Below are 26081 nucleotides of genomic sequence, written 5' to 3'. Positions count from 1 at the left end.
CTCCTCCTAATTCAAAGTTACGGTGCGGTGAGCCGTGGGTGGAATTTCATCTCGATCGGTCAGAAGCTCAATAACAGTTACCTGATTCAAGGTCTGGGCTGTGTTCAGCGCAGATGAGAACTCAGCAAGGGTTTCTGCTCGAAACGCAACTGCACCGAGAGATTCGGCGAATTTGGCTGCATCCATAGGAACTTCATATAAAGTGCCGTCGATTCTGCCCGTTGTTTTTTCCATTCCTTTGAGTGCCATGTCCAGTTGTTTGTTGTTAACAACAATGAAGATGACGTTCAGATTGTTGCATACCGCGGTATGGATCTCCGTCCCAAGCATCATGAAACATCCGTCACCGGTGATACATACAACGGTCTCTTCAGGTGAAGCGGCCTTTGCACCTATCGCCATACCAATGGCGTTCCCCATGCAGGCAAAGTACGCGTCAAACACAAAGCTGCCTGGTTTCTTGACTTTATATCGCTGGACCGCATGAAATCCATGGCTGCCATCATCAACAAACAGCTTATGATCGTACGGAAGCAGATCGCTCATTCCGTCTAGCACAGAAGCCAGAGACAGTTGGGGGAGATCTGGTAAAGGGACAGTGTAATCCATGGGTGCAGTGGTTCTCACAGGAGTAGGGGGGTCTTCTAATGTGCCCAGCAAATATTGCAGGTTGTCCTTCAAATCACCGGTGATATGTAAGGTTTGAGCGCTCAGAATCTTGCCTACAAATGTAGGATCAGCGTCAAATTGAATGAGGTGTACCGGATGATGTTCAGGCTTCAGATTGCAGAGGGTCATGTCACTCAGACGTGAACCGAGTACGATATAAAGGTCACTTTGGTTCAACATGTCGTCTGCATGCGGGAAACCTCCAACACCACAAGGTCCATGGTACAGGGGATGGTCCCACGCAATCGATCCTTTTCCACCAGGCGTAGTAATGACGGGAATGTTGAACGATTCGGCCAATTGAAGCAATTCATCATGGGCTCTGGCGCGACTTACACCTTTACCAGCAATAATTAAAGGGCGGTTGGATTGTTGAATGAGAGGAAAAATGCGATTCAGATTAGATACGCTAAGCAGATGTTCCGGTTCGGGAATGACAATCCGGCATTGGGATAACAATTCGGTCTGTACGTCAAAAGGAATACAGAGGTGAACAGGGCCTTTATTAGGGCCGAGTGCAATGGAAAGGGCATGATTCAGCAGTGTGCCGAAGTGATCTCCACGCTCAACCAGTTTGCTGAATAGCGTAGCAGGCCTGAACATTTCGGCCAGATCAGCCAGATAAGAAGAAGAATCCTGACACTGGGGAAGCCCCAGTTCCTGAATGGATTGATGACCCGTAATAAACAGTACAGGCAGATTGTTGGCCTTTGCATGGGCTGCTGCAGTAAGCAGATTGGTTCCGCCTGGACCGGATGTGGCAAAGGCAACGCCGAGTTTGCCTGTCTGTAATGCATAACCGGATGCGGCAAAACCTGAGCTGGATTCATGACGGCCTGGAATGAACTCTAATCCGTAATCCACCATTTTCAGTACAGCAGGACAGATGGATTTACCAATAATACCAAAGACATGAGTAACGCCTAGATTACGCAGAGTTTCTGCCAAATAGTCCGCAACTGTTCTCATGCGGGACACCTCGCTTCATGAAATAGGTTATTAGAACCATGCGCATATTCCATTTATTGAATGCAAGTTACAGTCTAAGGTTGTAAGAGGAAATATTCATTGTTATTAGGAAGAGTATCTTTTTTTGTGGTTTTTTGTCAACCTGTTTTTGTGAGTCTAAATTCCTGATTCTTAAGTTGGTAACGCTTTAAGTGTTGCTGGATAAAGTAAAAATAATTGGTTAAATATCCCTGCAACGAATTACCCAATACTTACGAAGTTACAAATAATGTAAAAATATGACTGCCAATGATGAATTTCAGTCTCTAATAGCGACTTGAAAGCTAGAGATTTATCTTTTTTCGTATCAACGCATCGCATTCGCAATTCTTTGCTTTCTGCTATACTGGAAAGGAATTGGGAGGGGATGGAATGACAGTCATCAAGATGGCTCTGATTGGGCTGGGTAAAATGGGATTACATATGGTTCATCTAATCGAGAATACAAAGATGGACACGGAGATTGAGATTGTAGCGGTGTGTGATGCGAATGAGGAAGGTTTGGCATCTTTTGCAGCTTCTCATCGGGGAGTTAGGACGTATACGGATTATAAGCAATTGATGAATGAACATCAGATTGATCTGTTGTATATTGCAGTTCCGCCGAAATTTCATTATCCGGTTGTCATGGAAGCACTGGAGCGCAAAATTCATGTATTCTGCGAGAAACCACTTGCCAATAGTGTAGAAGAAGCCAAAAAAATGCTGGATGCAGCGGAGCAGGCGGGCGTTGTTCATGCCATCCACTTCTCTATGCCGCTTGAACCTTCTGTGCTGAAGTTGCAAGAGATGATTGAGCAGGGTACTGTGGGGGCCATTCGCAAAATAGATCTGATTCTGCAATTCCCGCAGTGGCCACGATCATGGCAACAGAATGCATGGATTACGAGCCGGGAACAGGGTGGATTTATTCTTGAAGTGGGGATTCACTGGATTCATATGATTCAAAAGGTGTTTGGTGCCATCCGGGTAGTGAACACTCAGGTTCAATATCCTGAGAATGGAGACTGTGAACTAGAAGTACAGGCTGCAATGGAACTGGAAGACGGAACCCGAATTCAGCTGAACGGCATCTCTCAATTTGCGGGGGAAGAACGTGTATCCATGGTGGTGTACGGCATGAAAGGCACGATTGCCCTGGAAAATTGGGAAGAATTGAAGACTGGCATGGTGGGGCAGCCACTTACTCCTGTGGAAGTGCTTGAATCCACCAGTGAATTGCCGGTTCTTAAACATGTCATTGCCCGTATACAAGGCAAACCTGCTAAGATATATGATTTTAACGATGGGTATCAGGCACAATTGATACTGGAAGCGCTACGGAACACGGAACAATGACCAACTTAATTAAGTATGATTTGGAATTAAGTCTGTCTTGAATGTTTAATTTTTCTTCGTTTGTGGTAATCAAGTTATACTACAAAGGAGGTATATTATGGTAAAAGGTAAAAGACTAATAGTATCTTTATGTTTATTTTTATGTGTCCCCACTCAGATTTTTGCAGAAGAAGACAGTCGAAGTGAAAAGGAAAGACATATTGTGCAAAGTTACGGAATTTCATCTGAATTTGCTAGTGACTTAACTGACAATGATTTAGAGAAACTTCTGGCAAAGGAACCAAGAATGAAATCTAATAAAGATGAATATTTTAAACTTGTACACTTAATAAACGATGATAATCAAAAGATGAGATCTTTTAGCGAGGACAGCACCAATACAGTAGTTACCAAAGTGACTAGAGAAGAAGCTTTGAATGAAATAGCGAAAGAAATGCAAAGTGAAATTTCAACACAGAGCGTTGGGGACAGTAAAACTACAACAACATCGTGGCTAAGACTTGAAACAAATATGACTTATTACAATACTAATGGTCAGGTTTCGGTGAGATTTCAATGGCTTAAAAATGCTTATTATAATAAAGAGGATATCTTGGCCATTGGCCTTAGTAATAATGTAGCACCTCTAAATAATACAGCTAGTTTCGTTCATAAAACAGATACTTATAATCCACTGAATATGGACTGGCGTGAGTATACAGAGAATAATGCAACATTACGTTACCATCCTGGTGGAGTCACTGCTCAGTTTAATTTGTTTTCACCAGCAATGAATTACAGGGATGAGAGAGGGTATCTTAGTTTTACTGTCAAACCTAGGGAAAGTGGTAAATGGACCTTAAACTCATTTTATGATACTTTAGGATACTATAGGCACCAAGAGAAAGTTTTTTCAATTTCGCCTAGCGTTTCCATTCCAATAGGAGGTTCTTTGTCATTAAATCAACAAGATAAGTTTTCAGAAGTGGATAGTTTCGCTCAACTACAATATAAATAATATACTTTCAAGGGAGTGAAGCAGATGGGGGCAAAAAAATGGCCTTTCTATATCATCATCCTACTCATTCTCTCCAATCTGGCTGTAACCTACATGCTCTGGAATTCGAACACTCAATATGATCGACTTCAGGACAAAATGAATCAATCTTTCACAACGTATGCGGAGAATATTCAGGATCAATTGCGAAAAAATGCTGAACGGGGTTTGGAGGAAGAAATATACCAGTATCAAGCGGAAGCTTCCAAATTAAATGCGGTAGCTACAGGTACAACCTATTACAGTGAGCAGCCGTTAGTACGCAATGTTTCTATGAATCTTGAACGATTTTTTAGAGATTATCCACGCTACCAGCATAAGTTGACTGTGCCAGAGGTAGAAACTTTACAGGCGTTGTTGTCGGAGTGGATTACGAGGCCTGCAGATTCAGGCACGAATAACAAGCTTAATGATTTTCTTGTTTTGCAAAAATAAAAATAACGAGCATTCCTCTTCAAATACGCCCTTGGAGTTGAGGAGCGTTCATTCTGAGGGTGTTTCTATATACTTCTGAAATGGAACTAAAAAAGATGATTTCTGTAAATACAGAAATCATCTTTTTCTTTCAACTCAGCCGTATCAGCAAGAGTTTTACACCAGCTTGAATCGCTTAACCAGCTGATCAAGTGCATCCGACATTTCATTCAACTGCTTGGACGTGTCAGACATTTCCTGCAGAGAAGCAAGTTGTTCCTCCGTCATCGCAGATACTTCTTCTGTAGCTGATGCAGTATCTTCCACAACAGCCGATACTTCATTGATGGACCTCATCACAGCCTCACTACCGGAAGTTAACTCCTCGACAACAGCAGATACCTCCAGAACTTCGCCACTGAGGTTATGAATATGCTGAGTAATAGTTGAAAAAGCATTACCTGCATCCTCAATGGTCCGCAACCCTTCATTCACATGTAGAGTACTCTCATCAACCACCTGCACCGTACTTTGAACACCTGTTACCACGGTTTCCAATATACTTGTAATCTCTTTAGCTGATGTTGCACTTTGGTCTGCAAGATTGCGGATTTCCGCGGCAACGACAGCGAAGCCGCGTCCATTTTCCCCAGCGCGGGCCGCTTCGATTCCGGCGTTAAGTGCGAGCAGATTGGTTTGTCTCGCAATACCCGACATTGAATCTGCAATGTTGATCACTTGATCAGACATCTTCGAAATTTCATTAATGGCTTCCTGTACAGAGAGGAAGGATTGCTCAATGGAACTCATTTTACCTACAGCATTATCAATGCGCTGTTGCCCATCCACGGCAATGGATTCGGTACGAACTGCACGGCCTGCCACGTCACTTGCTGATGAGGCGACGCGATTAAGGCCATTGAGGGATTGCTGCATCGCAGCTACCATAGTTTGCGTAAGAGCAACCTGTTCATCAGCGCCTTCAGCGACGCGTTCCATGGCAGTGGCAACTTCTTTTCCTGCAAGATGGCTATCGGCAACCCCTTTATCCAATCGATCCGAAGCTGTGCTCAGAATCATGGCATTGCTCTGAACGTCCAGCATCATTTGCTGCAAACCAGCAAGCATTGTATTGGCTGCCTCCGCGAGTTCACGAGTTTCGTCTTTCATTGGCGTAGCGATTCTCAGTGTCAGGTCACCATTGGAAGAACCGATGTCATTTAATGCCTGCTTTACGGTACGAATGTTTCTAACAATGGCACGTGACAGGACCAAAGCAGTGATGAACGAGATAATGGCGACAACGATAAGTGCCCCATACAGTTCCAAGTTCAGCAGTGTGTTTTTTTGCTTCAGTGCTTCTGTACGGTTATCGGTTAACGTATGCTCGTTGGTTCGAAACGTATCGAGAGCAGTGCGAATCTGGTCCATGTCTCTTTTACCTGGATCATCTGCGAAAAAATCTCGAATGGCCTGTGTATTATTGACTTGGCGAAGGGCGACCATAGGTTCACCAGCGACCTGGACCCAGTTCTCCATATTAGTATGTATGTCTTCCAAAAGTGCAAGCTGAGCCGGATTATCCGATATTAAAGCAGCAAGTTCATCTCTGAGTGTAACAAGTTGCGCTTTTCCTTGGGTGTAGGGATCGAGATAATTGTCCTGACCCGTGATGATGTAACCGCGTTGACCTGTTTCCATATCTACCATGTTTCTTTCGAGTTTATAGGTGAGGGCGTGTACCCTCATATCATGATCGACCAGAAAATCCAGTTCCCGTTGGAGCTGACTTGTGCTGTTCTGAATCAGCAGGATGCAACCAGCCAGTACAGCTAGTACAAGTAAATATCCTAATCCGATCTTATAAAAAATCTTAAAGGTCTTTCGCTTTTTCATGTTTGTTATTCCTCTCTATGGGGTATATGTAGTTGTCGAAAAAACCGGAAATGTGATAATTATAGGTCTTTAGATTAGGTGTCTAAAGTACTATTTTTTAGTATTATACGTAAAGAAACTTTTTTTGTATATAGTTTGTTTAACTACAATATAACGTTTGGTTGATGTTGTATAAGGTTGGGGTTAATGATGTTTACAATCGTTGGTTTACACGTTCAAACGTTATGTTTATCATGGGAAGGGAACGATTCCAATTACATATACAAAATCCCAATCCGAAAGGAACATTGGACATGAATAAAGAGAAGGTATTGCTCAAACCGGAAGCGATGATTTTTGACATGGATGGTACGCTGTTCCAGACAGAGACCCTGTTGTTGCCAGCTTACCAGCAACTATTTGATACATTGCGTGCCGAAGGGCACTTTGAAGGAGAAACTCCACCCGAGGAACGGATGCTGGGAAGTTTGGGCATGTTGCTCGAAGATATATGGAAAGTGGTTATGCCTGAGGCATCGGAAGCGGCACATCGCCGTGCAGACGAACTGTTGCTTCAACTGGAGATTGAGGGGCTTGATCAAGGAAGTTCTCAATTGTATCCTGGGGTGAAGGAAACGTTGCAAGCATTAAAACAACAAGGAGTGCGTCTTTTTGTCGCAAGTAATGGGCTGGAGGACTATGTGAAGGGTGTAGCGTTTGCACACGAGATTATGCCTTTCTTTGAAGGGGTATACAGTGCAGGCCAGTACAAGACTCCTTCTAAGATTAATCTGGTGCAGATCCTGCTTGAGAAACATCGTATTCAGGACGCATGGATGGTAGGGGATCGCTCTTCTGATGTGGAAGCTGGTAAAATGAACGGGCAGGCAGTCATCGGCTGTGCCTATGCCGGGTTTGGTCGTGATGAGGAACTTGCAGGCTCAGATGTGCTCATCTCTGATTTTACAGAACTGCTGCGTCTGTATGATGAAGCAGAGTAGCCTCTACGCCGTATACGTATACTGAGATTTAAGATTACGAACCGCATGATATGAACCTGTAGACTCAACGGAAATCCGTTGAATACAGGTTTTTTTTGTTTGGTCATGCAGTCACATTCTCCCCTGTAGAAAGTTGATTTCCCTATCCCGCTTTCCTTCATATTCCCTCTATACTTCATTCAAAAGCTATAGGGGGTCCGATTCTGGTGAACCATCCAAAATACATGCCTATATGTTCAACTTTCCAAGTCTTTTTCTAACTGTTGTATTCGGGATCTATCCGCTGTTACGGGCGCTTCGTTACATGTTCTATGATTATCAAGGCATCGGGACGCCTGTCTTTATCGGGCTTGATAATTTTGGACGCGTTTTGCGTGACGGGCAATTCTGGGATTCTGTAGGCAACACGGGTGTGTATGCCCTGGGCAAACTCGTCGTTACGATTCCACTGTCGTAACTTTGGCGATTATTCTGAATCGCAAATGGAGAGGGCGATCCCTCTTTAGGGCGATCTATTATCTTCCCACTATTTTCAGCGCTTCGGTCATGGCGATTGTATTCTTTATTATTTTCAACTCCTATAACGGAATATTGAACCAATTGCTGCTTAAGTATCATGTCATCTCCGAATCCATTAGCTGGCTGGGGGCTGAACATGCCATGTTAACAACCATCATCATCGCCATCTGGGGGGCCGTGGGCAACTATATGTTGTTGTTCATTGCGGGTCTTCAGAGCATTCCTGAAGAGCTTTATGAGGCGGCATCGCTGGATGGAGCGAGTGAATTTCAGAAACTGCGGAATGTAACGATTCCGTTGCTGGGTCCTGTCTTGCAGATGATCATCATGCTGGCAATTACCACGGCGCTGAAAGGTTACGAGAGTATTATGGTGCTTACCGAAGGGGGGTCGTATGGCAAAACAGAGGTGATGTATCTGTATTTGTTCAAACTGTTGTTTCCCGTGTCGGCTGACACCCAATCACTCCAGCAGCTCGGTTATGGCAGTGCGGTCGGTTTCACAACGGCTCTCATCGTAGGGGCTGTGACGCTCATTTATTTCCGGATATCCAAAAAGCTAAATGATGTCTACTAATCCCAATCAGGAGGAAACGATGATGACTCAAAACGTGCTTGCGCCCTCAGGGTCTCCCCAGCTCATTCGCTGGACCAAACGAACGGTACTTTGGCTGTTTTTGATCGCAATCGCTCTGCTGTCGCTTTTCCCCATCATACTTGTATTGCTCGGTTCCTTCAAAACAAACCAGGAATTGACCGGAGGAGCTACCATCTGGCCGAAGATTTGGCAGTTCTCCAACTATGCTCAGGCTTGGAAAACCGCCAATTTTTCGGGTTTTACGATTAACAGCGTGTTTGTTAGCATCAGTACAACAGTTGGCACGTTGCTGGTAGCTTCGATGTCAGCCTACGCTGTGGATCGAGTGAATTTCAAAGGGAAACAGGGGTACACCCTGCTCATGGCATCTACTCTGTTTATTTCCATAGGCGCGGTTGTGCTGCGTCCGCAATTCGACCTCATGGTTAAGCTGGGGCTAAATACCACGTTGTGGGGCGATGGTCTGGATCAGACACCTTATCTCTCCACACAGCAATGGGGTGAACCGGAGGCTCAGGCCACAACGTTACGTTGGGAGAGCAATGACAGCTATCACTTCATTGATGCTTCGCAGGATGGATATACGCATTTGTCAGATCCAGTTACACATCGTCGGTGGATGCTGGCAGGGGTCGAAACCCATATACTACTAATTGTGGATTGGCTGGAGGCAGAAGCAGAGCATACTTTGGAGCAACGTTTTCACCTGCATCCGCAAGCGGATATTGTGTTGAGGATCAATGAAGCTGGAGAAATGACGGCGGATATGAGCTATGAGGCATCTTCTATAACGCTGACGATGCAATGGGTTACGGCAGGCATAGGGAAGGGAGCCTTCGCGTTGACGGAGCAGCCCGGCTGGGTATCTGAGGTGTATGGTTCCAAGTCGGAAACATCGGTCATCCAGGGCAAGACTGATTTCTCGGGTAAAGTGGGTATTCTGACGTTGTGCCTGCCCGCGGATCATACAGACCAGGTTACACGTGTTACCACGTGCCAACTGGAACCTGACCGGATGAGATTGGCATTATCTTATGTGCAAGGTGAGGAAAAAGGGTATATTGTGATTGACAACGAAACACTGCAATGGACGAAAGAACAGAAATAAAAAACAGTGAAGCAGGAGCAGATGCTCGCACTTGGCGAACATACACTCCTGCTTTGTCTTATCCATTCATTTGACTTTCCTTTTTCTTTTTACTCTGGCGGATTTTTGCGAAGCGGGCCTAGGAATGGCTGGCTTTCTGGACGTTCCGGGAGGTCTGTTACGATATACCCATAAGGCGTACTCCAGCGGTTGAGTGATGGCTTTATAATAGATGTCCCGCTCACCGATACGAGCGAATACTTCACGCGCAGGTTTGGGATTAACTTCAAGCAGGTAGATACGTCCGCTTCTGTCAATCGCCAAATCCAGTGCCAGCTCACACAGGTCCCCATACGTATCTTCCAGAAACGAAGCAACATCAATGCCAAACGTTTCTGCAGTTGTGTTAATTTCTGCCCGGAGGTCGTCATCTTCGATCCATTGCTTCATGAGTCGGTTCATCGCTATTGCCTGACCGCCGCCATGCAGATTGGAGGTCACGCTTTTTTCTGCACCCATGCGTCCAGCACATCCAGTAAGCTCCCATTGTCCTTCACCGTTCTTCTGAACGAGCATGCGATAATCATGCACACGTCCATTCGGAAGCTGAAGTTGAATGCCCTTTTGCACAAGATACTTGTCTTTCATGTTCCAGTGCTGGAGCAACGCGCCAAGTCGTGATAAATGAACTTTACGTGGAGTGATGATACGACGCTTCTGATCCCGCCCCTGAACAAGCACTGTATTAGCCTCGCTACTGCTGCGTTCAATGCGCAGAATACCACGTCCGCCTGTTCCATTAATGGGTTTGAGATAGACCAGAGAAGAAACTTTAAGCATCCGGTTTACATCGGACATATCTTGAAATAGAGCGGTTTCCGGCAGGTGTTCACGAAAGTTTGCTTTTTGTAAAAGGGTCTGGTGGATGGTCCATTTATTGCGCAGCGGCCTGTTCAGAAAGAGCAGATGCCCATATTTCTCACGAAAAGCAAGCAATTGCTGGAACCTTCGGTTACGCTGAATCCGGCAGCGATCGAAGATCAGGTCCGGGAATGATCGCCACTCTCTGGACCAGCCTTTTCCCTCATGAAAAACCATGCCTTCAATTTGTTTGCCGCCGGGGTGTACGTCGGCTGGTGTGAATACATAGATATCGAGTCCCCGCTTGCGCCCTTCAAGAATCATTCTGCGATAGACGCTTCGTTCTTCAAGAGCGCGATGTTCATTTAAGTACAACGTCATAATGCCCAGAACAGGTGAGGACACAAACAATCACCTTCTTTTTGCAGTATTCCTGTCTATCATCGTTTGGACTGACGGGCAAGATAAGCGCTGTAGTGAAATATACGTTCCAATGACCGCCGTCTGATCTGTGGTTCATCAAACTTCATGGGCTTTGCGTTGGCTTCGAAGAACCAGAGTTCCCCCAGGTCATCAATGCCCAGATCCATGGACATTTCTCCGAGGGTGTAACCTGATCCCCGTTCTACCTGTCTTGCGATCATTAATGAAGTGGATTTCACACGTTTCATCAGGGTTGTTGACATTTCTTCGCCAAAAAGCTCGGTCAGCAGCTTCTCAGGGTCTTCTACGCTCCCGCCGCGCGGTACATGCGTTGTAATGCTGCGGGAGCCAGCAAGTCTCGCTCCTACACCGGTTACGCTCCATTGGCCCTTGGTGTTCTTTTGTACAAGAACACGCAAATCGAAGGGGCGTTTACGAGAGGAGGCCAATTCAATGCCTTGTTGCATGATATAGGGCGTATGTCCGGTTTCTTTGCGAATTCGTGCCCATAACTTGGCAAGTGTAGATGCTTTATAGGTCGTGCTTCTACGTGTGGTTTGTATTTTGAGTCGATAGGGAAGCCGTTCTTTTTCCTGGAATTTAAGCATCATGATTCCTTTGCCAGCTTTGCCGCTCTCGGGCTTAAGGTACAGATAGGGATACGACCGTAGAACGGCACCCAGAGAAGAAGCACTTCGCATCCGCCGAGTATAAGGGATCAGTTGCTGAGTCGATTTGGACTTCTTAAGCCATTCGAACAGATCCCATTTGTTGAAAAAGAATGGGTTATACAGTTCGATTCCTGATTGCATGCATTCGTCAATTTTGCGCTGAACGGAAGGTTTTCCTTCGTCTTCCCGGTTGGGAATACGATTGTACAGAACATGGGGAAGGGGGAAAGGTTGTGAAACCCACTTTCCACTTCCCTTGTTGTACGTATATCCTTTCACGGTGGGACCACTCACGTTCAGATCCCTTACAGTCACAATGTACACCACGTATCCCATGCTCTCGCCTGTCTGTAAGATATCCTGAAAATTTTGATGATTTCCCCTGAACATGCGCTGTTTATCATGCATGGTCAAAACAGCAATGACAGGTTTGAAATCATCATGAAGGCTCATCAAATTTCTTCCTTCTTCCGGAACTTGCTCAAATACAGGCAGTGTTCCAAGATGTGCTCCACCGACGATTTGCCCTCCACCCGGAGTGAAGGGTGACGGAAAATGGAGCGCCCGGGTTTGGCGTTCGCTTCGAACATCCATACATGTTCCTCCTGATCAATGCCCAGATCAAAGCCAATCTCACCAATCAGATGCTGGTGCTGGGTTTCAATCGCCTGGGCCAGTGTAATAGCGACGGATTTGGCATGCTGAAGAACTTCTCCCGCACGATCGCCGAAGTTGCGACTGAGCGCCTGCTCAGGAGTCATTAGGGAGCCGCCATTTTTGATGTGTGTTGTGACGCTGCCACGTCCTGCCTTTTTAGCTCCAATCCCGACAACAACCCATTGATTGTTACCATTTTTGTGCATGTGAAAACGGAAATCAATTGGACATTCATCAATCTCAATTAGACGTATTCCCTGCTGAACTACATATCCGCGTAGCTGTTTGCCATGTCTTCCCTGAAGCATGCGCATCAGACTGTTGAAGGACCCAAAACGCAGGAGTGCATTACCGCCTTTTTTGCGATAACGTGCGAAATATCCACGTTTGGGCGAATAAGTCAGGCGGTAGATCCCGTTCCCCAGACTTCCTGCAGTAGGCTTATAGTAGACGAACTGATGGCGTTCCAACATTTCCTTCATCTGTTCAACGGAAGGGTTGGTAATCGATTCAGGGATATATCGTCCTGCTGCCGGCTCGTTCTCCAGCAAGGTATAGATATCCGATTTGTTGAAGAAGCTCCAGTTGAAGAACGGAATTTTTCGGCGAACAAATCGTTCCCGCAGTTGGTTGATTGCTGGTGAGAAGTCTGAGCGTCTGCTCGGCAATCGGTTGTAGACAACATCGGGCAGAGGTACCGTTCTGCGGGTGAAGCTTCCGTTATCATTCAGAAAAAAACCCGATACAGTCTCGTTCTGCCAATTGATATCCCGAGGAGTAAATGCGTAAATGTAGGATTTACGGCTACCTTCACGGAGTAACTGTTTGATGAAACCAGTACGGGAACCGAATGGATTAGTGCTCGTCGCAGGCCCATCAGAGAGTACGCCGATCAGTGGACCTAACTGGACCTCATCATTTTGCAAATTCCGGAGATAAATACTGCCCCGTTTGGGAACGTTCATCATATTACGGATACCTGAAGCGAGATACAGATGTTTACCTGCTTTTTTGATTGGTTTGATCGTTGCAGGTACCCGGTCACGCCCGAAGCGAAGGTGCACCGTTTTTTTGCCGGACAGGTTGAGGCTCTTCATTAAAGCGTTGGATACATAAACCACTTTATCCGGTTGCTTGGTGAAATGCAGATTGCAAAAGGTCAAACTCATGATTTATCCTCCTATCCTGAAAAGATCCTTGGGCTCCATGGCAAGCGGGCGCTGCGGGCCTCAGCCGCCGTGAATCGGGATGGGTTTCAGGCCAGCTTTGCTGGATGTATTCGGCAATTTCAATGGACGTATGACGTCCGTGAGAACATGTTGTTGCAACAGATAACGGGCATAGGCAAGCGGCCGGGTATAAGTCAGGGTATGCATGCGTCGGTCGCCCGCTTCTGCGAATGAGGTGCGGCCTGGTTTGGAGTTGACTTCAATTAGCCAGAGTTGGCCCTCTGCATCTGCTCCGAAATCAAGCCCCAATTCGGCTAACCTGCCGAAACGGCTTTCCAGCAGGGTGGGGATAAGAGTAGCAGTCTGCCGGATGCTCTTCAGCAGAGTTTCCGTGCGGATCGTTCCATATCGCTGGAGCAGATATGCGTGGGCAGGATATGCTTTCCCCCCACCGTGAAGATTGGACGTGAGTGAACCTTCGGGTCCTTCCCGTACCATACATCCGGTAAGTGTCCAGCGACCTTGCCCATTCTTTTGTATTAGAGCCCGTATGTCGAATGCTCTTCCATGATGGCTAAGCTCCAGATATGGCTGCACGATCATCTTACGCTCAGCCTGATGTAATGCTAGCCAGGAAGATACAGCCTGGGTATGGTTGAATGTAAGAAAAAAGGGTTCATTGTCCTCGTTACGCCCCTCCACGACCCATGTTGATGGAGTCGCTCCCTGAGACAGGCGAAAGGTATTTTTGCCATGAGTCCCGGATACCGGTTTGAAGAACAGTCCTTTGGGCCAACGGTCCAGCCATGTTTCCCAAGGAATATGCGATCCTATCCGGGTTGTGGGAGCAAGCTGTGACCTCAATTCAGGATTTCGGGACAACACACGATGTACCTCCCATTTTCCTGGAAGGGAAGCAGACCAATAACGGTGTTGATCTGTGCCGTTGGTTGGTATCCATTCCTTAAGCTGTTGTCTGACGTACTTGGAGATAGGGCGAAGACAACGATCCATAATGAGATCGACTGCAGGAACAGGTACCGAATTCCACTTCCCTTGATGATAGACATATCCCCATTGAAGAGGGAGATGGACTGCATCATTCGATATCGGGATCACAATAATCTGAAGGGCGTATCGCATGCTCCCCAAACTGAGACGACGGCAGAAAAGTTCATCTGTAAAGGGAGGTGAGCCTTCGGTTGCACGTACCAGAATGGCCAGTGTCTTGGTCTGAGATGATGGAAACATTACGCTGCACCTCTCCTCTATCAGATTTGTTTCCAATAAGGAATAACTTTTCAGAAACCCGCCAGGTACGTAGAATATTCAAGCATGGCTTTGACAGAAGGGCGGATTTTGCTCTCACTCAGTGGTGTATTATCATTCTTGGATGGTTTGGAGTTGACTTCGAGCAGCCATACGCGCCCAGTAGTGTCCAGAGCCAGATCAATACCAAGTTCACCAAAATGAGCAGGGATGGCACTCTCGATCCCTTTTGCGATATCCAGTGCTGCGGTGTGCAATCCTGCATACGCGGAAGCTTTGGCTGATCCAGACAACTGTGTTTTGGCAACAGCATCCTTGACGGTGCTGAGACTTCCACCCCGTGCCAGATTGGATACGTAGTGACTCCCGCCTGCAATCCGGGCGACGATGGAGGTTACACTCCATTTACCTGTACGGTTTTTTTGCACGAGCGCACGGAAATCCACGGGTCTGCCACTGTTGTCAATGAGAGTCAGCCCTTGTTGGATCTGATAACGCGTTGTTTTCATTTTCCCAGACATACTGGCATACAGTTTATCCAGAGAAGTATAGGTTTGTTTCCGGGTACCCCCGACGCCAGTCGCCAGAGTCAGGAAGCTTCCGTCCGTCTGACGTGAGACCCGGATGATCCCTTTACCCAAAGAGCCGCGTACGGGCTTCAGAAATACAACCGGATGTCGGTTGCACATCGTCTTGAGCATGGCGGACGTCTTGAGCAAATGAGACTCGGGAAGAACTCGTTTAAGCGTTGAAATGGACTTGAGTGCGTCAAACACTTCGTTTTTGTCCAGAAACTTTTCATTGAAGGTTTGCGTGCCGTAGAGCGATTTTACTTCTTTCATAAAATGCTGTACGCTAGGTTTGTTCTCAAGCTTGCGGGACGTTAGCCGGTTATTGACGACGTCTGCTACAGGCAGAACAGTCTTTTTCCAGCCGTCATCATACACCCAGCCTTTCATATAACCCGTTACCGCTCCAATATCCTCCGGTGTGAAAAAGGATACATAGGCGCCTTGCTTACGGCAGGCGTTCACCAGTTCTTGACAGAACATCGTGATGGAGCCAAAGGGCCGATCGGGCTGATCGGGATAATCCTGGCTAACCAGCACACTGATGTAGGGGCCAAGACGAAGCGTACGGCTGGCTGAACGATAGGATACCCTCAGGACCGAACGTGGAACGAGACCGGTCTTGCTGGCAACTGTCTGATTGATGCGCAGTCCGTCATACCTTGGTACCGGAATAACAGTGACTTCGCGGCGGAAAGAGCCAAATTGCAGCTGAAGCGGCCTTCCTGAAGGGATTTTAAGCGCCTTAAGCACCCCTTCGCCCAGCATGATGACGTCGTCCTGCAGGATGCCCGAGCCGGTAACCTGAATCGTTACTTTTTTAGTGGACATCACGGATCTCCTTCCGGGCGGCAACTTGATGTCTGATCTCGAAGTTGAACGGCATCTGAACATGGCATGTGCTTCATCATATGAGGACATATAACCCTTGGTGATTGACCCATATGGATTAAATGCATTTGATTTCGAGGCAGGTTATGGATGGCCTGTTTCAGATCGCCCTTGTTTGACAGCGAAGAAAAGCGTGTATTAACACGGATGAACAAAACAATCTGAGGAGGAATAATAGTGAACATTTATGACAAAGCCAATGATTTGGCCAAAGCACTGAGAGAAAGCAGCGAGGTGGAAGAGATTACTTCCGCGATGAAGCTGATTGAAGCTGATCCGGATGCAAAAGCAATGCTGGATAACTTCCGTGATCAACAAATGGAATTGCAACAACGTATGATGAGCGGGGATATGCCAGCTCCGGATGAGATGGAGAAAATGGAGAAACTGTTTGAAGTACTAAGTTTAAACCTGAACATCCGTCGCTTGTTTGATGCGGAGCGTCGCCTCAGTGTCATCATTGAAGACGTGAACAAAATTATTGCTGATAGTCTGGGTCATCTGTACGGTGGCGCTGAAGCGTAAAAAGGTAGTTCAAAAAGTCCACTTTTGATTACGAAGGATGCCTAGCGGCATCATCAGCATCGAATATGAAATTCAGCCGAATAAGCAGATGCTTACGAAGGTTGTTTCCTTCGGAAACATTGTAGTTGCTCACGTAGTTTCCTGCGCTCCGCTACTCCATTTCTAGCTTCATTCCATCTTCTCGGTACTGAAAACGGATCTTTTTGAACACGTACTAAAAGGTTGTCTTGTTTTTTTACCTGAACCTTTCATATTGGCTCCTTATCGTTCATAGACTAGACATATAGAGTCGATCAAGAACGAAGGAGCTGTGAATGGTGAAGAGGTTGAAAAAAGCAAAACATGTGATCTATCTGCTTATTGCGTTGTCGATGCTGGTCATTGCACTGCCGCGGATTTCCTTTGCTGGAGGAATGGACTGGGTTAATATTTTTGGCATCGTATGGGTGCTGTTCTCTTTATTAATCGTTGGTGCACATCTGCATTTTATTCTCGGTGTAGATGAAGAGAAGAAGCGTGCACTGGAAGCCGTTCGCCGGGCGAAGCTGCGGCAGTGGGAGATGAAACTGCTGGACAAGCAGGAGCGGAGCGAGTCTGTATAAGGTACAGTATAAGGTACAGTATGAGATCCAACATGAAAGACCGGAATCCCTTAACACAAGGGGGCCGGTCTTTTTTGGTACATACAGAATTAGAGGTTAATCAGATGATTAAATTCAGATGGCGAACTTGCCTATGAGAATGGGGGAGGGGTGGGGTTATTTTCCTAAAGCCGTGTTATAATAGATACAGTATAGTACAGATGCATCTTCGGGGGTGGTACAGTTGGACGGACAGGAAGAGAACGTAACGAAGCATGAACAGTTACTTCAACATATTGAACAATTGAAGGTTGGCAGCAAAATATCAGTACGTGGACTTGCGCGGGAGCTGGGTGTAAGTGAAGGGACAGCATATCGTGCGGTGAAAGAGGCGGAGAACTTCGGGCTGGTCGTGACCAAGGAACGAATTGGAACGGTGCGGATCGAGAAGAGACCTCGGGGCATGTCGGAACAGTTGACCTTTGCTGATGTTGTGACCATTGTGGAAGGCCATGTGCTGGGGGGGAACGAAGGTCTCGCCAAACCGCTGCACAAGTATGTGATTGGTGCGATGAAAGAACAGGCAATGGCCCGTTATATTGACGCTGGGAGTCTACTGATTGTAGGTAACCGTGAAGATGCTCACTCGCTTGCCCTCGAACAGGGAGCGGGCGTGTTGATTACGGGTGGTTTTGGGACAAGCCGGGAAGTAAGAATTATGGCTGACGAGCTTGGGCTACCGATTATTTCATCCAGACATGATACATTCACAGTGGCTTCAATGATTAACCGTGCGATCTTCGATCGGCTGATTAAGAAAAAAATTATGCTTGTTGAGGATATCATTGGTCAGAAACCTCGCCTGCAGGTATTGAAGGTCACCAGTTCAGCCGCAGATTTTCATATGTTGGTTTCGGAGACGGGTGAACATCGCTTCCCGGTGGTGGATGAATGGAACCGGGTCATCGGCATTGTGAGTCTGAAGGATGTCAGTGAGCTGAAAGAAGATCAAAGTATTGAGAAATCTGTGATACGCCGCCCGATTACGGCCTCATTGCAGACATCTCTTGCTTCTGCTGCCCAGATTATGACTTGGGAAGGCATCGATTTTCTGCCAATCGTGGATCGGAACCGCAAACTGATTGCGTCCGTCACTCGCAAGGAAGTGCTTCAGGCCATGCGGGATGCACAGAAGCAGCCACAACTGGGAGAGACGTTTGATCATCTGATCTGGAACGGGTTTGCCGAGGAGCGCGGTGAGCAGAACGAACTGTTATTTCACGGATTCATCATTCCTCAGATGGCAACGGATCTGGGTACGATCTCCGAAGGTGTTCTGTTGAATGTGATGACACAGGCTGGCCGGCGTGCAGCGTGGGATGTTACAGGAAACGACCATGTGGTGGATAATGTAACGACGTATTTTGTTCGACCGGTACAGATTGAGGATCAGATCCTGGTTCGACCGTTAATTCTGGAAACCAGTCGTCGAACGTGCAAAATGGACATTGTGGTTACCCGTGAAGGCAGTGTGGTATGCAAAGCGGTAATGACATTGCAGTCGATTGACCATGCCTAGCAGGGGGCGTTGCCTCGGGCATATACAAAGAGAGTACTCCCTGATCGAGAAGCTCTGCCAGGTTGCCCTGTCGCGCGGTTCTGGCAGAGCTTAACGAAGGGGAAGTACTCTCTTTTTGCAAACACAACCATAGCGCTTCAACAAATCATGCAGATTGTCCGGAAGTTTTTCCTGATCCATTACTGGATCGTTGTTGAAGCCGGGCATAATAACTGCGGTTACGTATTCCGGCAAATACATTATACGCACCCATAATCAGAAATAGCGCTTCCACAACCACAGATAAAGTGGAACCCGTGAAGACAAACATCAGGATCAGCGCAAGCACAACAAGCATGCCACCCATCCAGATATTTGTCCACGAACGGTACAAACCGGCACTGGCAGCATCCGAGCTTCTGTGTGAACGAATACTGTTCAACGCTGCAAAAACCATGGCAACAGCAAAGATGGCAATTAGAGCATATTTGAGTACATCAATGAACACAAAGACGCAGCTCCTTTTCTGGAAAGCATTTACTGCCTTTATTGTACCATGGAGAGACGCAGACAAGGGCAGTTTTTTGCTGTTACGCAGGAACGTGCATGCGAATCTGTACCCAAACTTGCAGTACGCCTTCCATAACCAGCATCGTTTTGACCTGAACGGTGTACTCCTTTTCCCTAACCGAGTACACTTTCTGATTCAGCATGATTCTCGTCATTTTGCTATACTCGTCGATGTTGAATACATCTCTGCCCCGAAGTACCTCAAGTTCGTCTCCGAGCTTCTGTAACATCACTTTCAGAGAAGCCTCATCTGGCCCCTTATCCGATTCTTCTGCACGGACCTTGATTTCCTTGATAACGGTTTGGCGTTTACTGTATTTTTTCAGCGTTTTGATATCCTCCTCATTCTGATGCAGCTGAAGCTGCAGCTCCTGATTGTTCAGCCACAACGCATTGTAACTCAGGTGAAATACGCCGTTGTAGACGACACATCCAGCGATCATTCCCAGAACAAACACAGCGGTCATTCGCATCAGCGGGCGGTAACGGGAAAATGGCGGAATTCTCATGAACGCTGTTCCTGTCTCATATTAGCTCCGGCCTCCGCCGCACACCCATTTCACCAGCTCGGTTCCCATATGCGCGCCCATAAAAGCAGAGATCAAATAAAGGATTTGTTTGACCGCCGGAGACAGGTTACCATCCAGGAAATTGCTCTCGATGACACGCATGGGATCTATTGTGCCGCCAACAGCGGCTGCGAGTGCCCATATCTTTATTTTTCCGGAAATATCGAGCATCGTCTGTGTCGGAGGCTGAAGAGAGATCACTGCTCCAATACCTCCGATCATCGCGCCGCCCAGCACGATTCCAAACGCAATAAAGAAATCAAGAATGGCTTTGGACAAAAATGTGCTCACTGGCAACACCCCTTTCAGACCTAGCAGCACACCTCCTGTCTTTGGTCTGTCACAGGGGGAGCGGCTTGTACTTCTATTGTATGGGCGTGCCCCCGAACGTTATGATAAAATAGAATAATAAAGTCTCCTTTTAAGAGGTTGTCACGAAATCTAATAAGGAGATTCCATTTTTTATTTATTTAATTCATATATATATGAGATAGATAGGGTAGCAGACGGATCAGAAGATCGATGCTGCGACTATCTGCGGCGAAAGGAAGAAAAAAACATGAGTTCTTTTGTGCATTTGCACGTTCACAGCGAATACAGTTTGCTGGACGGCGCTGCGCGTATTCCGGATCTCGTGAATAAGGCTGCAGATCTCGGAATGACGACACTTGCGCTGACCGACCATGGCGTGATGTATGGTGCAATTCCTTTTTATAAAGCATGTATGGAGCGAGGCATCAAGCCGATTATAGGGTGCGAGGCATACATGACAGCAGGGTCCCGCAAAGAGCGGGGAAGCCGCAAGGATCAACCGATTCATCATTTGATTTTGCTGGCCAAAAATATGACGGGTTACCGTAATTTGATGAAATTGTGCTCCATTGGACATCTCGAGGGTTTTCATTACAAACCCCGTGTTGATATGGAAAGTCTGGCTGCCCATCATGAGGGCATTATCTGTCTTAGCGCCTGTCTGGGGGGCGAGGTTCCTCAGCACTTATTGCATGGAAGAGAAGAAGAGGCGAGACGTGCGGCGTTACGCTACAAAAATATCTTTGGTGACGACTTCTATCTGGAACTTCAGGATCACGGGCTTTCCGAGCAAAAAAGGGTAAATCCGCAGTTGATCAAACTGGCTTCTGAGCTGGAGATTCCGCTTGTAGCGACCAATGATGCGCATTATCTTTCGGAAGAGGATGCTGAGCTTCAGGACGTGCTAATCTGTATCGGAACGGGCAAGACTGTGGATGATGAGAATCGGCTCCGAATTGGAACCAATCAGCTCTATCTGAAAAGTGAAGAAGAGATGGCTCATTTGTTTCCTCATGTGCCCGAGGCTCTGGCCAACACCGTCCGCATTGCGGAATCTTGTGAGTTGAAGCTGGAATTCGGCAAATCGATTTTGCCGGAATACAGACCGCTTCCTGATGGACTCAGCCCTTCTTCGTATCTGCGTCAGCTGTGCGAAGAAGGAATGGAAGAGCGTTACGCGCAGTCCACACGTTGGACAGATGCGGAGCTTCGATCCGAACTCGAACAACGCCTGGCGTATGAACTGGGTGTGATCGACAGCATGGGGTTCTCGGATTATTTCCTGATTGTCTGGGATTTTATCGCCTATGCGCATAAGCAAGGCATTGTTACTGGACCAGGCCGGGGCTCCTCGGCAGGAAGTCTGGTAGCGTATACGCTGCATATTACCGATGTTGATCCGATGAAATACAACCTGCTCTTCGAACGGTTCCTGAATCCCGAGCGGATCTCCATGCCGGATATTGATATTGACTTCAGTGATGAGCGGCGGGATGAGGTCATTGATTATGTCGCGCATAAATATGGCAAAGCCCATGTCGCCCAGATTATTACGTTTGGAACAATGGCTGCCCGTGCAGCTGTACGTGATGTGGGGCGTGCACTGAATGTGCCTTATGGCGAAGTGGACAAGGCGGCAAAGCTGATTCCGGCGCAGCTCGGCATTAACATTGAGCGGGCCATGGAAGCTACACCTGAACTGAAGGCGCTGTATGAAACCAAGCCTAAGACACGTGAGCTGCTGGATATGGCGATGAAGGTCGAAGGTATGCCACGTCATGCTTCGACGCATGCAGCGGGAGTGGTCATCTCCCGTGACCCGCTGACGGATGCGGTGCCACTTCAGGAGGGCAGTGAAGGAACAGCGTTAACCCAGTATTCCATGGAAAACCTGGAGTCGATCGGGTTGCTTAAGATGGACTTTCTTGGTTTACGTACCCTCTCGATCATTGAGCGGTGTGTACGCTGGATTGGAGAACATGGAGAAATTCCGGACTTCCGTCTTATCCCCGATGATGATGCGTTAACGTACGAGATGCTTGGGCGAGGGGACACGATGGGCATATTCCAACTGGAGTCTGCCGGGGTACGCCGTGTTCTTAAAGAGATGAGGCCCAGTAGTTTTGAAGATGTAATCTCTGTACTTGCCTTGTACCGTCCGGGTCCGATGGAGTTCATATCCAAATACATCCAGGGCAAGCATGGACAGATTGAAGTGGATTACCCCCATGTGGATCTGGAGCCTATCCTGAAAGATACGTACGGTATCATCGTATACCAAGAACAGATCATGCAGATAGCCTCCCGGATGGCGGGTTTCTCGCTGGGTGAGGCAGATTTGCTCCGCAGAGCGGTCTCCAAGAAGAAACGGGAAGTGCTGGATCTGGAGCGTGGACACTTTGTACAAGGCAGTCTGAAACAAGGGTATAGCGAAGAAGAGGCAGACCTGGTCTATGATATGATCGTCAAGTTTGCCAACTATGGCTTCCCGCGTGCTCATGCCGCGGCATATGGTGTGCTTGCGTTCCAGACGGCATATCTGAAGGCACATTATCCGGTTCATTTTATGGCATCCATGTTAACAGCTGTAATGGGCAGTCATCGGAAAGTGGCAGAGTACGTAGTGGAATGTCGGCGTATGGACATGGAGGTGCTTCCGCCGGATGTGAATGAGAGCGGTATTCTGTTTACACCTGTATTTGTGCCTTCCGGCAGCGCAGGAGCCGGGGATCAGAGCAGCGCATCGCAGCAGACTGCGGGAGCAGATGCAGAGAGTCACGCTGGAAGCCCTGCCGAAGAACATGCCGCGAATGGTAACGGGAGTTCCTTCAGGGAAGATCGCGTTCATGAGGATGATGGGCATTCAGGACAAGCAGAATATGGTGAAGCACCTCTGCCGGATGATCCCGGTCCTGGACCGGAAGAGGACAGTGGTGAATATGAGTGGCAGGCAGCGACATCCATACCTGAGGCATCCGACAACCGGAAGGAACCGGGATTGGTGACGGCTTCTTCAATGAAAAATGGTAATAACGAAGGACAGGAGGTGTCTTCCTCGCGCGCGGAGCAAGGTGAACTGTCCTCTGCGGAGAAGAACGTTGCAGTGTCTAATGATAGTCCGGATGAGGAAAAATTAACGGGTGCAATACGATTTGGTCTGGCCGCTGTGAAAAATGTCGGTACCCAGGCAATGGAAAGCATTATGATCGTAAGGCAGGAGAGACCGTTCGACAGTTTGCTCGATTTTTGTCGTCGTGTGGATCTGCGTGTATGCAACAAACGTGTGATTGAATCGCTGATTCAGGCCGGAGCTTTTGACACATTACCTGGGCACCGGGCCCAATTGCTGGCGATGCTGGATGAGACTGTTGAGGCGGCTCTGAAATGGCGCAAGGAACGTGAGGATCTGCAGATTCAATTGTTCGACTTTGTTGAGACGCCAAACTGGGAGATTGAATACCCGGAAATTCCTCCTTATTCCTCAGGGCAGCAACTGGAGCTAGAGCGTGAGTTGTTAGGTTTGTATCTCTCCGGGCATCCGCTGGATGACTATGAAGATGTGCTGGAATCGAGTGGGGCTGACCGGATCATGGAGCTGACCGAGGCGGCAGACGACACGATGACCGTCGCCGCGGGTATGGTTGTGTCCGTGAAGTCGATTACGACGAAACAGGGCAAGGCTATGGCGTTCATGGAGCTGGAAGACCAGATTGAACGCTGTGAAGTCGTTCTCTTTCCCGAGGTATGGCGGCGTAGCCAGCAACATGTCGGGAAAGGTGAACTGCTCGTCGTTCGTGCCAAAGTGCAGCAGCAGGACGAAGGGTTTAAGCTGCTGGCTGAGGAAGTGGTGCCGTTGTCACCGGCGGCACTGGAACAGCAGCTGCGCAGCCGCGACCGGCGCGGCAAGCCCGGTAGCGCTAGCTCTTCGCGCCCGGCGCAGGCGGCTTCGCCGCGGCGGCCAGCGGGCGCAGGAGCCGAAGCGCAGCGCAGCAGCGCAGGCGGGGATGCTTCCGCTGTGCGTAGCCGCGGGAGCCAAGGCTCGGCAGCTACGCGCAGCGATGCGGCTGGTAAGGGCGCAGCCACGGCGGCGGCTTCCCGGCCTGGCGGTGCCGCTGAGGCGGCTGGCAGCCCGGAGCAGAGCCGCGAACCGCGGGCCGTGGAGCAGCGGGTGTTCGTGAAGATTGCCCCGCATGCGGAGAAGCCTGAGCTTCTGGCACGACTGAAGCAACTGCTTCAGGAGCACCCCGGACCTGTGGCGACAGTGCTCTTCTATGAGCAGCAGCAGAAGCTGCTTGCGCTGAGTGATGCCTACCGGATTAAGCCATCACCAACCTTGTTCTCCGATATGGAGAAGATGCTAGGTGAAGGTACAGTCAAAATTAAATAAGAGGCTGTCCCGTAAGTGATAGCACTTATCCATAGTATGAAACCTGTTTGGCTCAATGCTGAACAGGTTTTTTTGTGATTATTTTAGCGCGGTTGCTGATTTCAACCATCCGCACATTTTATGAACATTTTAACAGGTTGCTGCATACACTTGAGAACACCGAAGGACCTCGCGGTCCTCGGGGGATTGATGCGGGAGGTCGAGATATGTCATATGAAATCGTAGAAGCCATGCTGGCCCGGCGGGGTGTACGGATTGATGCAATCGCAGCAATTGTATACCGTCTGCAAAAAGGGTACCACCCCGAACTGACCTTGGACGACTGTGTAACCAGCGTGAAATCCGTTCTGCAGAAACGAGAGGTGCAATATACGCTCTATACGGGTATTGCTCTCGACGAACTTGCGGAGAAAAAACTCTTGCCCCAACCGTTACAGGCTATTATGGAAGCGGATGAATCCCTGTATGGAGTGGACGAGACTCTGGCCCTCGGCATTACTCATGTGTATGGTATGATCGGTTTAACCAGCTTTGGTTACCTGGATAAAGAAAAAATAGGTGTAATTCATGATTTGAACGAACACACAACAGCCATTCATGTCTTTTTGGATGATCTGGTCGCAGGGGTGGCCGCTGCGGCTTCTGCCCGGATTGCTCACAAAAACATTAAAGCCAAAAAATACCCCTCAGACCTTTAACCCCCTGTATTTCCATGCTTGTCTGTTATGGTCAATCTAATGGCTCATATGAAGGTCTTCAAGGGCAGCTGACGCTGCCCTGATAAGCTTGCGGCTGCTTATGGAAGAGGTATGAACAAGAAGATTTCGTCAACCATATGAGTTATTCGTGGGGGACTAATGTCCCTCATGATCCCAAATTCTCCCCAAAGGTCCCGAACCCTTTCTTGCAGAAAAAAAGTGAGGTATGTTATCATTAGTCCAATATACGGGCTCTGAACATTAGCTTAGGGGGCGGACAAGGCATGTGGACGGTGATTTACATTGCACCGACAGCAAAGGTTGCGGACAAGATCAAGACCAAGCTTTCGGAAGAAGGTTTTCTGGTACAGACCCGTCCCATCAGTTTATCCAAGCAGCAATTTGAGATTCGCGTCCCTTCTGGGGAATTGGAAGAGGTCCAGGAAGTGCTGAATTCCATTCTGCATTCCTGATTTGTTCGACATCGACGTGCCTTGGCAGATGAAGAAGTACCATCGGTACATAAGGGACTAATCGCGTAAGCGGAGAGAGGAATCGACTTGCATGTATTGTATGCTGCTGTCCTTCCTTCTTTTTTTGTTAGGACAAGGACCGACCTGGTTGCTCCCGGAGACCCTACCAAGATAGATTCAAACATCGGCGCAACAATCTTTCGGTTTTTGCAGGTAACATCAATCGTGCTGACAGAAGCCGGTGATCCTTGCCCTATACCGGCGGATTTTTTTGTTGTGAATGCTGGACAAGGCCCATGGCAGCGTGTGGGTCGTAAGCGGTTTACCGTAGCACGCGGATGAAGCTGCCACAAG

22 protein-coding genes and 2 pseudogenes are annotated in these 26081 nt (G+C 47.9%); 14 read left to right on the top strand and 10 right to left on the bottom strand.

Annotated features, from left to right (window positions below; genetic code table 11):
- Positions 1 to 6: 6 nt before the first annotated feature.
- Positions 7 to 1638, bottom strand: a complete 1632-nt coding sequence (locus tag FE296_RS16805; RefSeq protein WP_150365736.1) for a thiamine pyrophosphate-binding protein — start codon at positions 1636 to 1638, stop codon at positions 7 to 9.
- A 411-nt stretch (positions 1639 to 2049) separates the two neighbouring features.
- On the opposite strand from FE296_RS16805, the gene FE296_RS16800 reads away from it, so the two are divergent.
- The 3 genes from FE296_RS16800 to FE296_RS16790 all read left to right on the top strand — a co-directional run bounded on the left by FE296_RS16800 (position 2050) and on the right by FE296_RS16790 (position 4486).
- Positions 2050 to 3015, top strand: a complete 966-nt coding sequence (locus FE296_RS16800) for a Gfo/Idh/MocA family protein (RefSeq protein ID WP_150365735.1) — start codon at positions 2050 to 2052, stop codon at positions 3013 to 3015.
- 97 nt (positions 3016 to 3112) lie between these two features.
- The gene (locus FE296_RS16795; RefSeq protein WP_124113817.1) at positions 3113 to 4012 is read left to right on the top strand and encodes a hypothetical protein; all 900 of its coding nucleotides are present in this window, start codon (positions 3113 to 3115) and stop codon (positions 4010 to 4012) included.
- A 24-nt stretch (positions 4013 to 4036) separates the two neighbouring features.
- A complete protein-coding gene (locus tag FE296_RS16790; protein WP_124113818.1) occupies positions 4037 to 4486 on the top strand; it encodes a hypothetical protein in 450 nt (149 codons plus the stop codon).
- 156 nt (positions 4487 to 4642) lie between these two features.
- On the opposite strand, the gene FE296_RS16785 is transcribed toward FE296_RS16790, so the two are convergent.
- Positions 4643 to 6361, bottom strand: a complete 1719-nt coding sequence (locus FE296_RS16785) for a methyl-accepting chemotaxis protein (RefSeq protein WP_150365734.1) — start codon at positions 6359 to 6361, stop codon at positions 4643 to 4645.
- Between the two features lie 293 nt (positions 6362 to 6654).
- Here FE296_RS16785 and FE296_RS16780 point away from each other — a divergent pair, with 293 nt between their 5' ends.
- From FE296_RS16780 to FE296_RS33780, 4 genes and pseudogenes are all read left to right on the top strand, one after another.
- Positions 6655 to 7341: an HAD family hydrolase gene (locus FE296_RS16780; protein ID WP_047844222.1), complete on the top strand. Its 687-nt coding sequence runs from the start codon at positions 6655 to 6657 to the stop codon at positions 7339 to 7341.
- A gap of 232 nt (positions 7342 to 7573) precedes the next feature.
- Positions 7574 to 8436, top strand: a pseudogene (locus FE296_RS16775) (carbohydrate ABC transporter permease).
- A 22-nt stretch (positions 8437 to 8458) separates the two neighbouring features.
- A pseudogene (locus FE296_RS33785) lies at positions 8459 to 8914 on the top strand (carbohydrate ABC transporter permease); the annotation flags it as partial.
- Positions 8906 to 9565 carry a heparinase II/III-family protein gene (locus FE296_RS33780; protein WP_263364223.1) on the top strand — a complete coding sequence of 220 codons (660 nt, stop codon included), beginning with the start codon at positions 8906 to 8908 and terminating at the stop codon, positions 9563 to 9565. The pseudogene FE296_RS33785 and the gene FE296_RS33780, both read left to right, overlap by 9 nt.
- Before the next feature lie 66 nt (positions 9566 to 9631).
- Here the strand turns inward: FE296_RS33780 and FE296_RS16765 are convergent, their stop codons facing one another.
- From FE296_RS16765 to FE296_RS16745, 5 genes are read right to left on the bottom strand one after another with little or no spacing between them, the layout of a single operon-like run.
- Complete coding sequence (locus tag FE296_RS16765; RefSeq protein ID WP_150365733.1) at positions 9632 to 10810, bottom strand: YheC/YheD family endospore coat-associated protein; 1179 nt, start codon at positions 10808 to 10810, stop codon at positions 9632 to 9634.
- Positions 10811 to 10845: 35 nt separating this feature from the next.
- A complete protein-coding gene (locus FE296_RS16760) occupies positions 10846 to 11952 on the bottom strand; it encodes a YheC/YheD family endospore coat-associated protein (RefSeq protein ID WP_124115496.1) in 1107 nt (368 codons plus the stop codon).
- Positions 11952 to 13325, bottom strand: a complete 1374-nt coding sequence (locus FE296_RS16755) for a YheC/YheD family endospore coat-associated protein (RefSeq protein WP_036609869.1) — start codon at positions 13323 to 13325, stop codon at positions 11952 to 11954. The genes FE296_RS16760 and FE296_RS16755 overlap by 1 nt, the downstream gene beginning before the upstream one ends.
- 60 nt (positions 13326 to 13385) lie before the next feature.
- The gene (locus tag FE296_RS16750) at positions 13386 to 14576 is read right to left on the bottom strand and encodes a YheC/YheD family endospore coat-associated protein (RefSeq protein WP_150365732.1); all 1191 of its coding nucleotides are present in this window, start codon (positions 14574 to 14576) and stop codon (positions 13386 to 13388) included.
- Positions 14577 to 14626: 50 nt separating this feature from the next.
- Positions 14627 to 15994: a YheC/YheD family endospore coat-associated protein gene (locus tag FE296_RS16745; RefSeq protein WP_074094376.1), complete on the bottom strand. Its 1368-nt coding sequence runs from the start codon at positions 15992 to 15994 to the stop codon at positions 14627 to 14629.
- Positions 15995 to 16231: 237 nt separating this feature from the next.
- Here FE296_RS16745 and FE296_RS16740 point away from each other — a divergent pair, with 237 nt between their 5' ends.
- The 3 genes from FE296_RS16740 (at position 16232) to FE296_RS16730 (ending at position 18739) form a co-directional block, all read left to right on the top strand.
- Positions 16232 to 16579 carry a YlbF/YmcA family competence regulator gene (locus FE296_RS16740; protein WP_036609862.1) on the top strand — a complete coding sequence of 116 codons (348 nt, stop codon included), beginning with the start codon at positions 16232 to 16234 and terminating at the stop codon, positions 16577 to 16579.
- Positions 16580 to 16896: 317 nt separating this feature from the next.
- On the top strand, positions 16897 to 17181 hold the full coding sequence (locus FE296_RS16735) for a hypothetical protein (protein ID WP_085981456.1): 285 nt from the start codon (positions 16897 to 16899) through the stop codon (positions 17179 to 17181).
- 223 nt (positions 17182 to 17404) lie between these two features.
- Positions 17405 to 18739, top strand: a complete 1335-nt coding sequence (locus FE296_RS16730; RefSeq protein ID WP_150365731.1) for a DRTGG domain-containing protein — start codon at positions 17405 to 17407, stop codon at positions 18737 to 18739.
- A gap of 145 nt (positions 18740 to 18884) precedes the next feature.
- On the opposite strand, the gene FE296_RS16725 is transcribed toward FE296_RS16730, so the two are convergent.
- The 3 genes from FE296_RS16725 to FE296_RS16715 form a co-directional block, all read right to left on the bottom strand.
- Positions 18885 to 19226, bottom strand: a complete 342-nt coding sequence (locus FE296_RS16725; protein WP_150365730.1) for a YtpI family protein — start codon at positions 19224 to 19226, stop codon at positions 18885 to 18887.
- An 82-nt stretch (positions 19227 to 19308) separates the two neighbouring features.
- Entirely contained in the window at positions 19309 to 19797 is a 489-nt protein-coding gene (locus tag FE296_RS16720; protein WP_017689500.1) for a sporulation membrane protein YtrI, read from the bottom strand.
- Positions 19798 to 19818: 21 nt separating this feature from the next.
- Positions 19819 to 20148, bottom strand: a complete 330-nt coding sequence (locus FE296_RS16715; protein WP_026081169.1) for a YtrH family sporulation protein — start codon at positions 20146 to 20148, stop codon at positions 19819 to 19821.
- A gap of 268 nt (positions 20149 to 20416) precedes the next feature.
- Here FE296_RS16715 and FE296_RS33415 point away from each other — a divergent pair, with 268 nt between their 5' ends.
- The 4 genes from FE296_RS33415 (at position 20417) to FE296_RS33775 (ending at position 26069) form a co-directional block, all read left to right on the top strand.
- Positions 20417 to 24556: a DNA polymerase III subunit alpha gene (locus FE296_RS33415; protein ID WP_223868911.1), complete on the top strand. Its 4140-nt coding sequence runs from the start codon at positions 20417 to 20419 to the stop codon at positions 24554 to 24556.
- A 206-nt stretch (positions 24557 to 24762) separates the two neighbouring features.
- Entirely contained in the window at positions 24763 to 25254 is a 492-nt protein-coding gene (locus FE296_RS16700) for a phosphatidylglycerophosphatase A family protein (RefSeq protein ID WP_036609851.1), read from the top strand.
- 284 nt (positions 25255 to 25538) lie between these two features.
- On the top strand, positions 25539 to 25727 hold the full coding sequence (locus FE296_RS16695) for a hypothetical protein (RefSeq protein ID WP_017689496.1): 189 nt from the start codon (positions 25539 to 25541) through the stop codon (positions 25725 to 25727).
- Positions 25728 to 25934: 207 nt separating this feature from the next.
- Positions 25935 to 26069 carry a hypothetical protein gene (locus FE296_RS33775; RefSeq protein WP_263364222.1) on the top strand — a complete coding sequence of 45 codons (135 nt, stop codon included), beginning with the start codon at positions 25935 to 25937 and terminating at the stop codon, positions 26067 to 26069.
- Positions 26070 to 26081: the final 12 nt, after the last annotated feature.

This window comes from Paenibacillus sp. UASWS1643 (genome assembly GCF_008693195.1).
GTDB lineage: Bacteria > Bacillota > Bacilli > Paenibacillales > Paenibacillaceae > Paenibacillus > Paenibacillus amylolyticus_B.
Note: the sequence above shows the minus strand (reverse complement) of the source record. Positions and strands in the feature narration are given on the sequence as shown.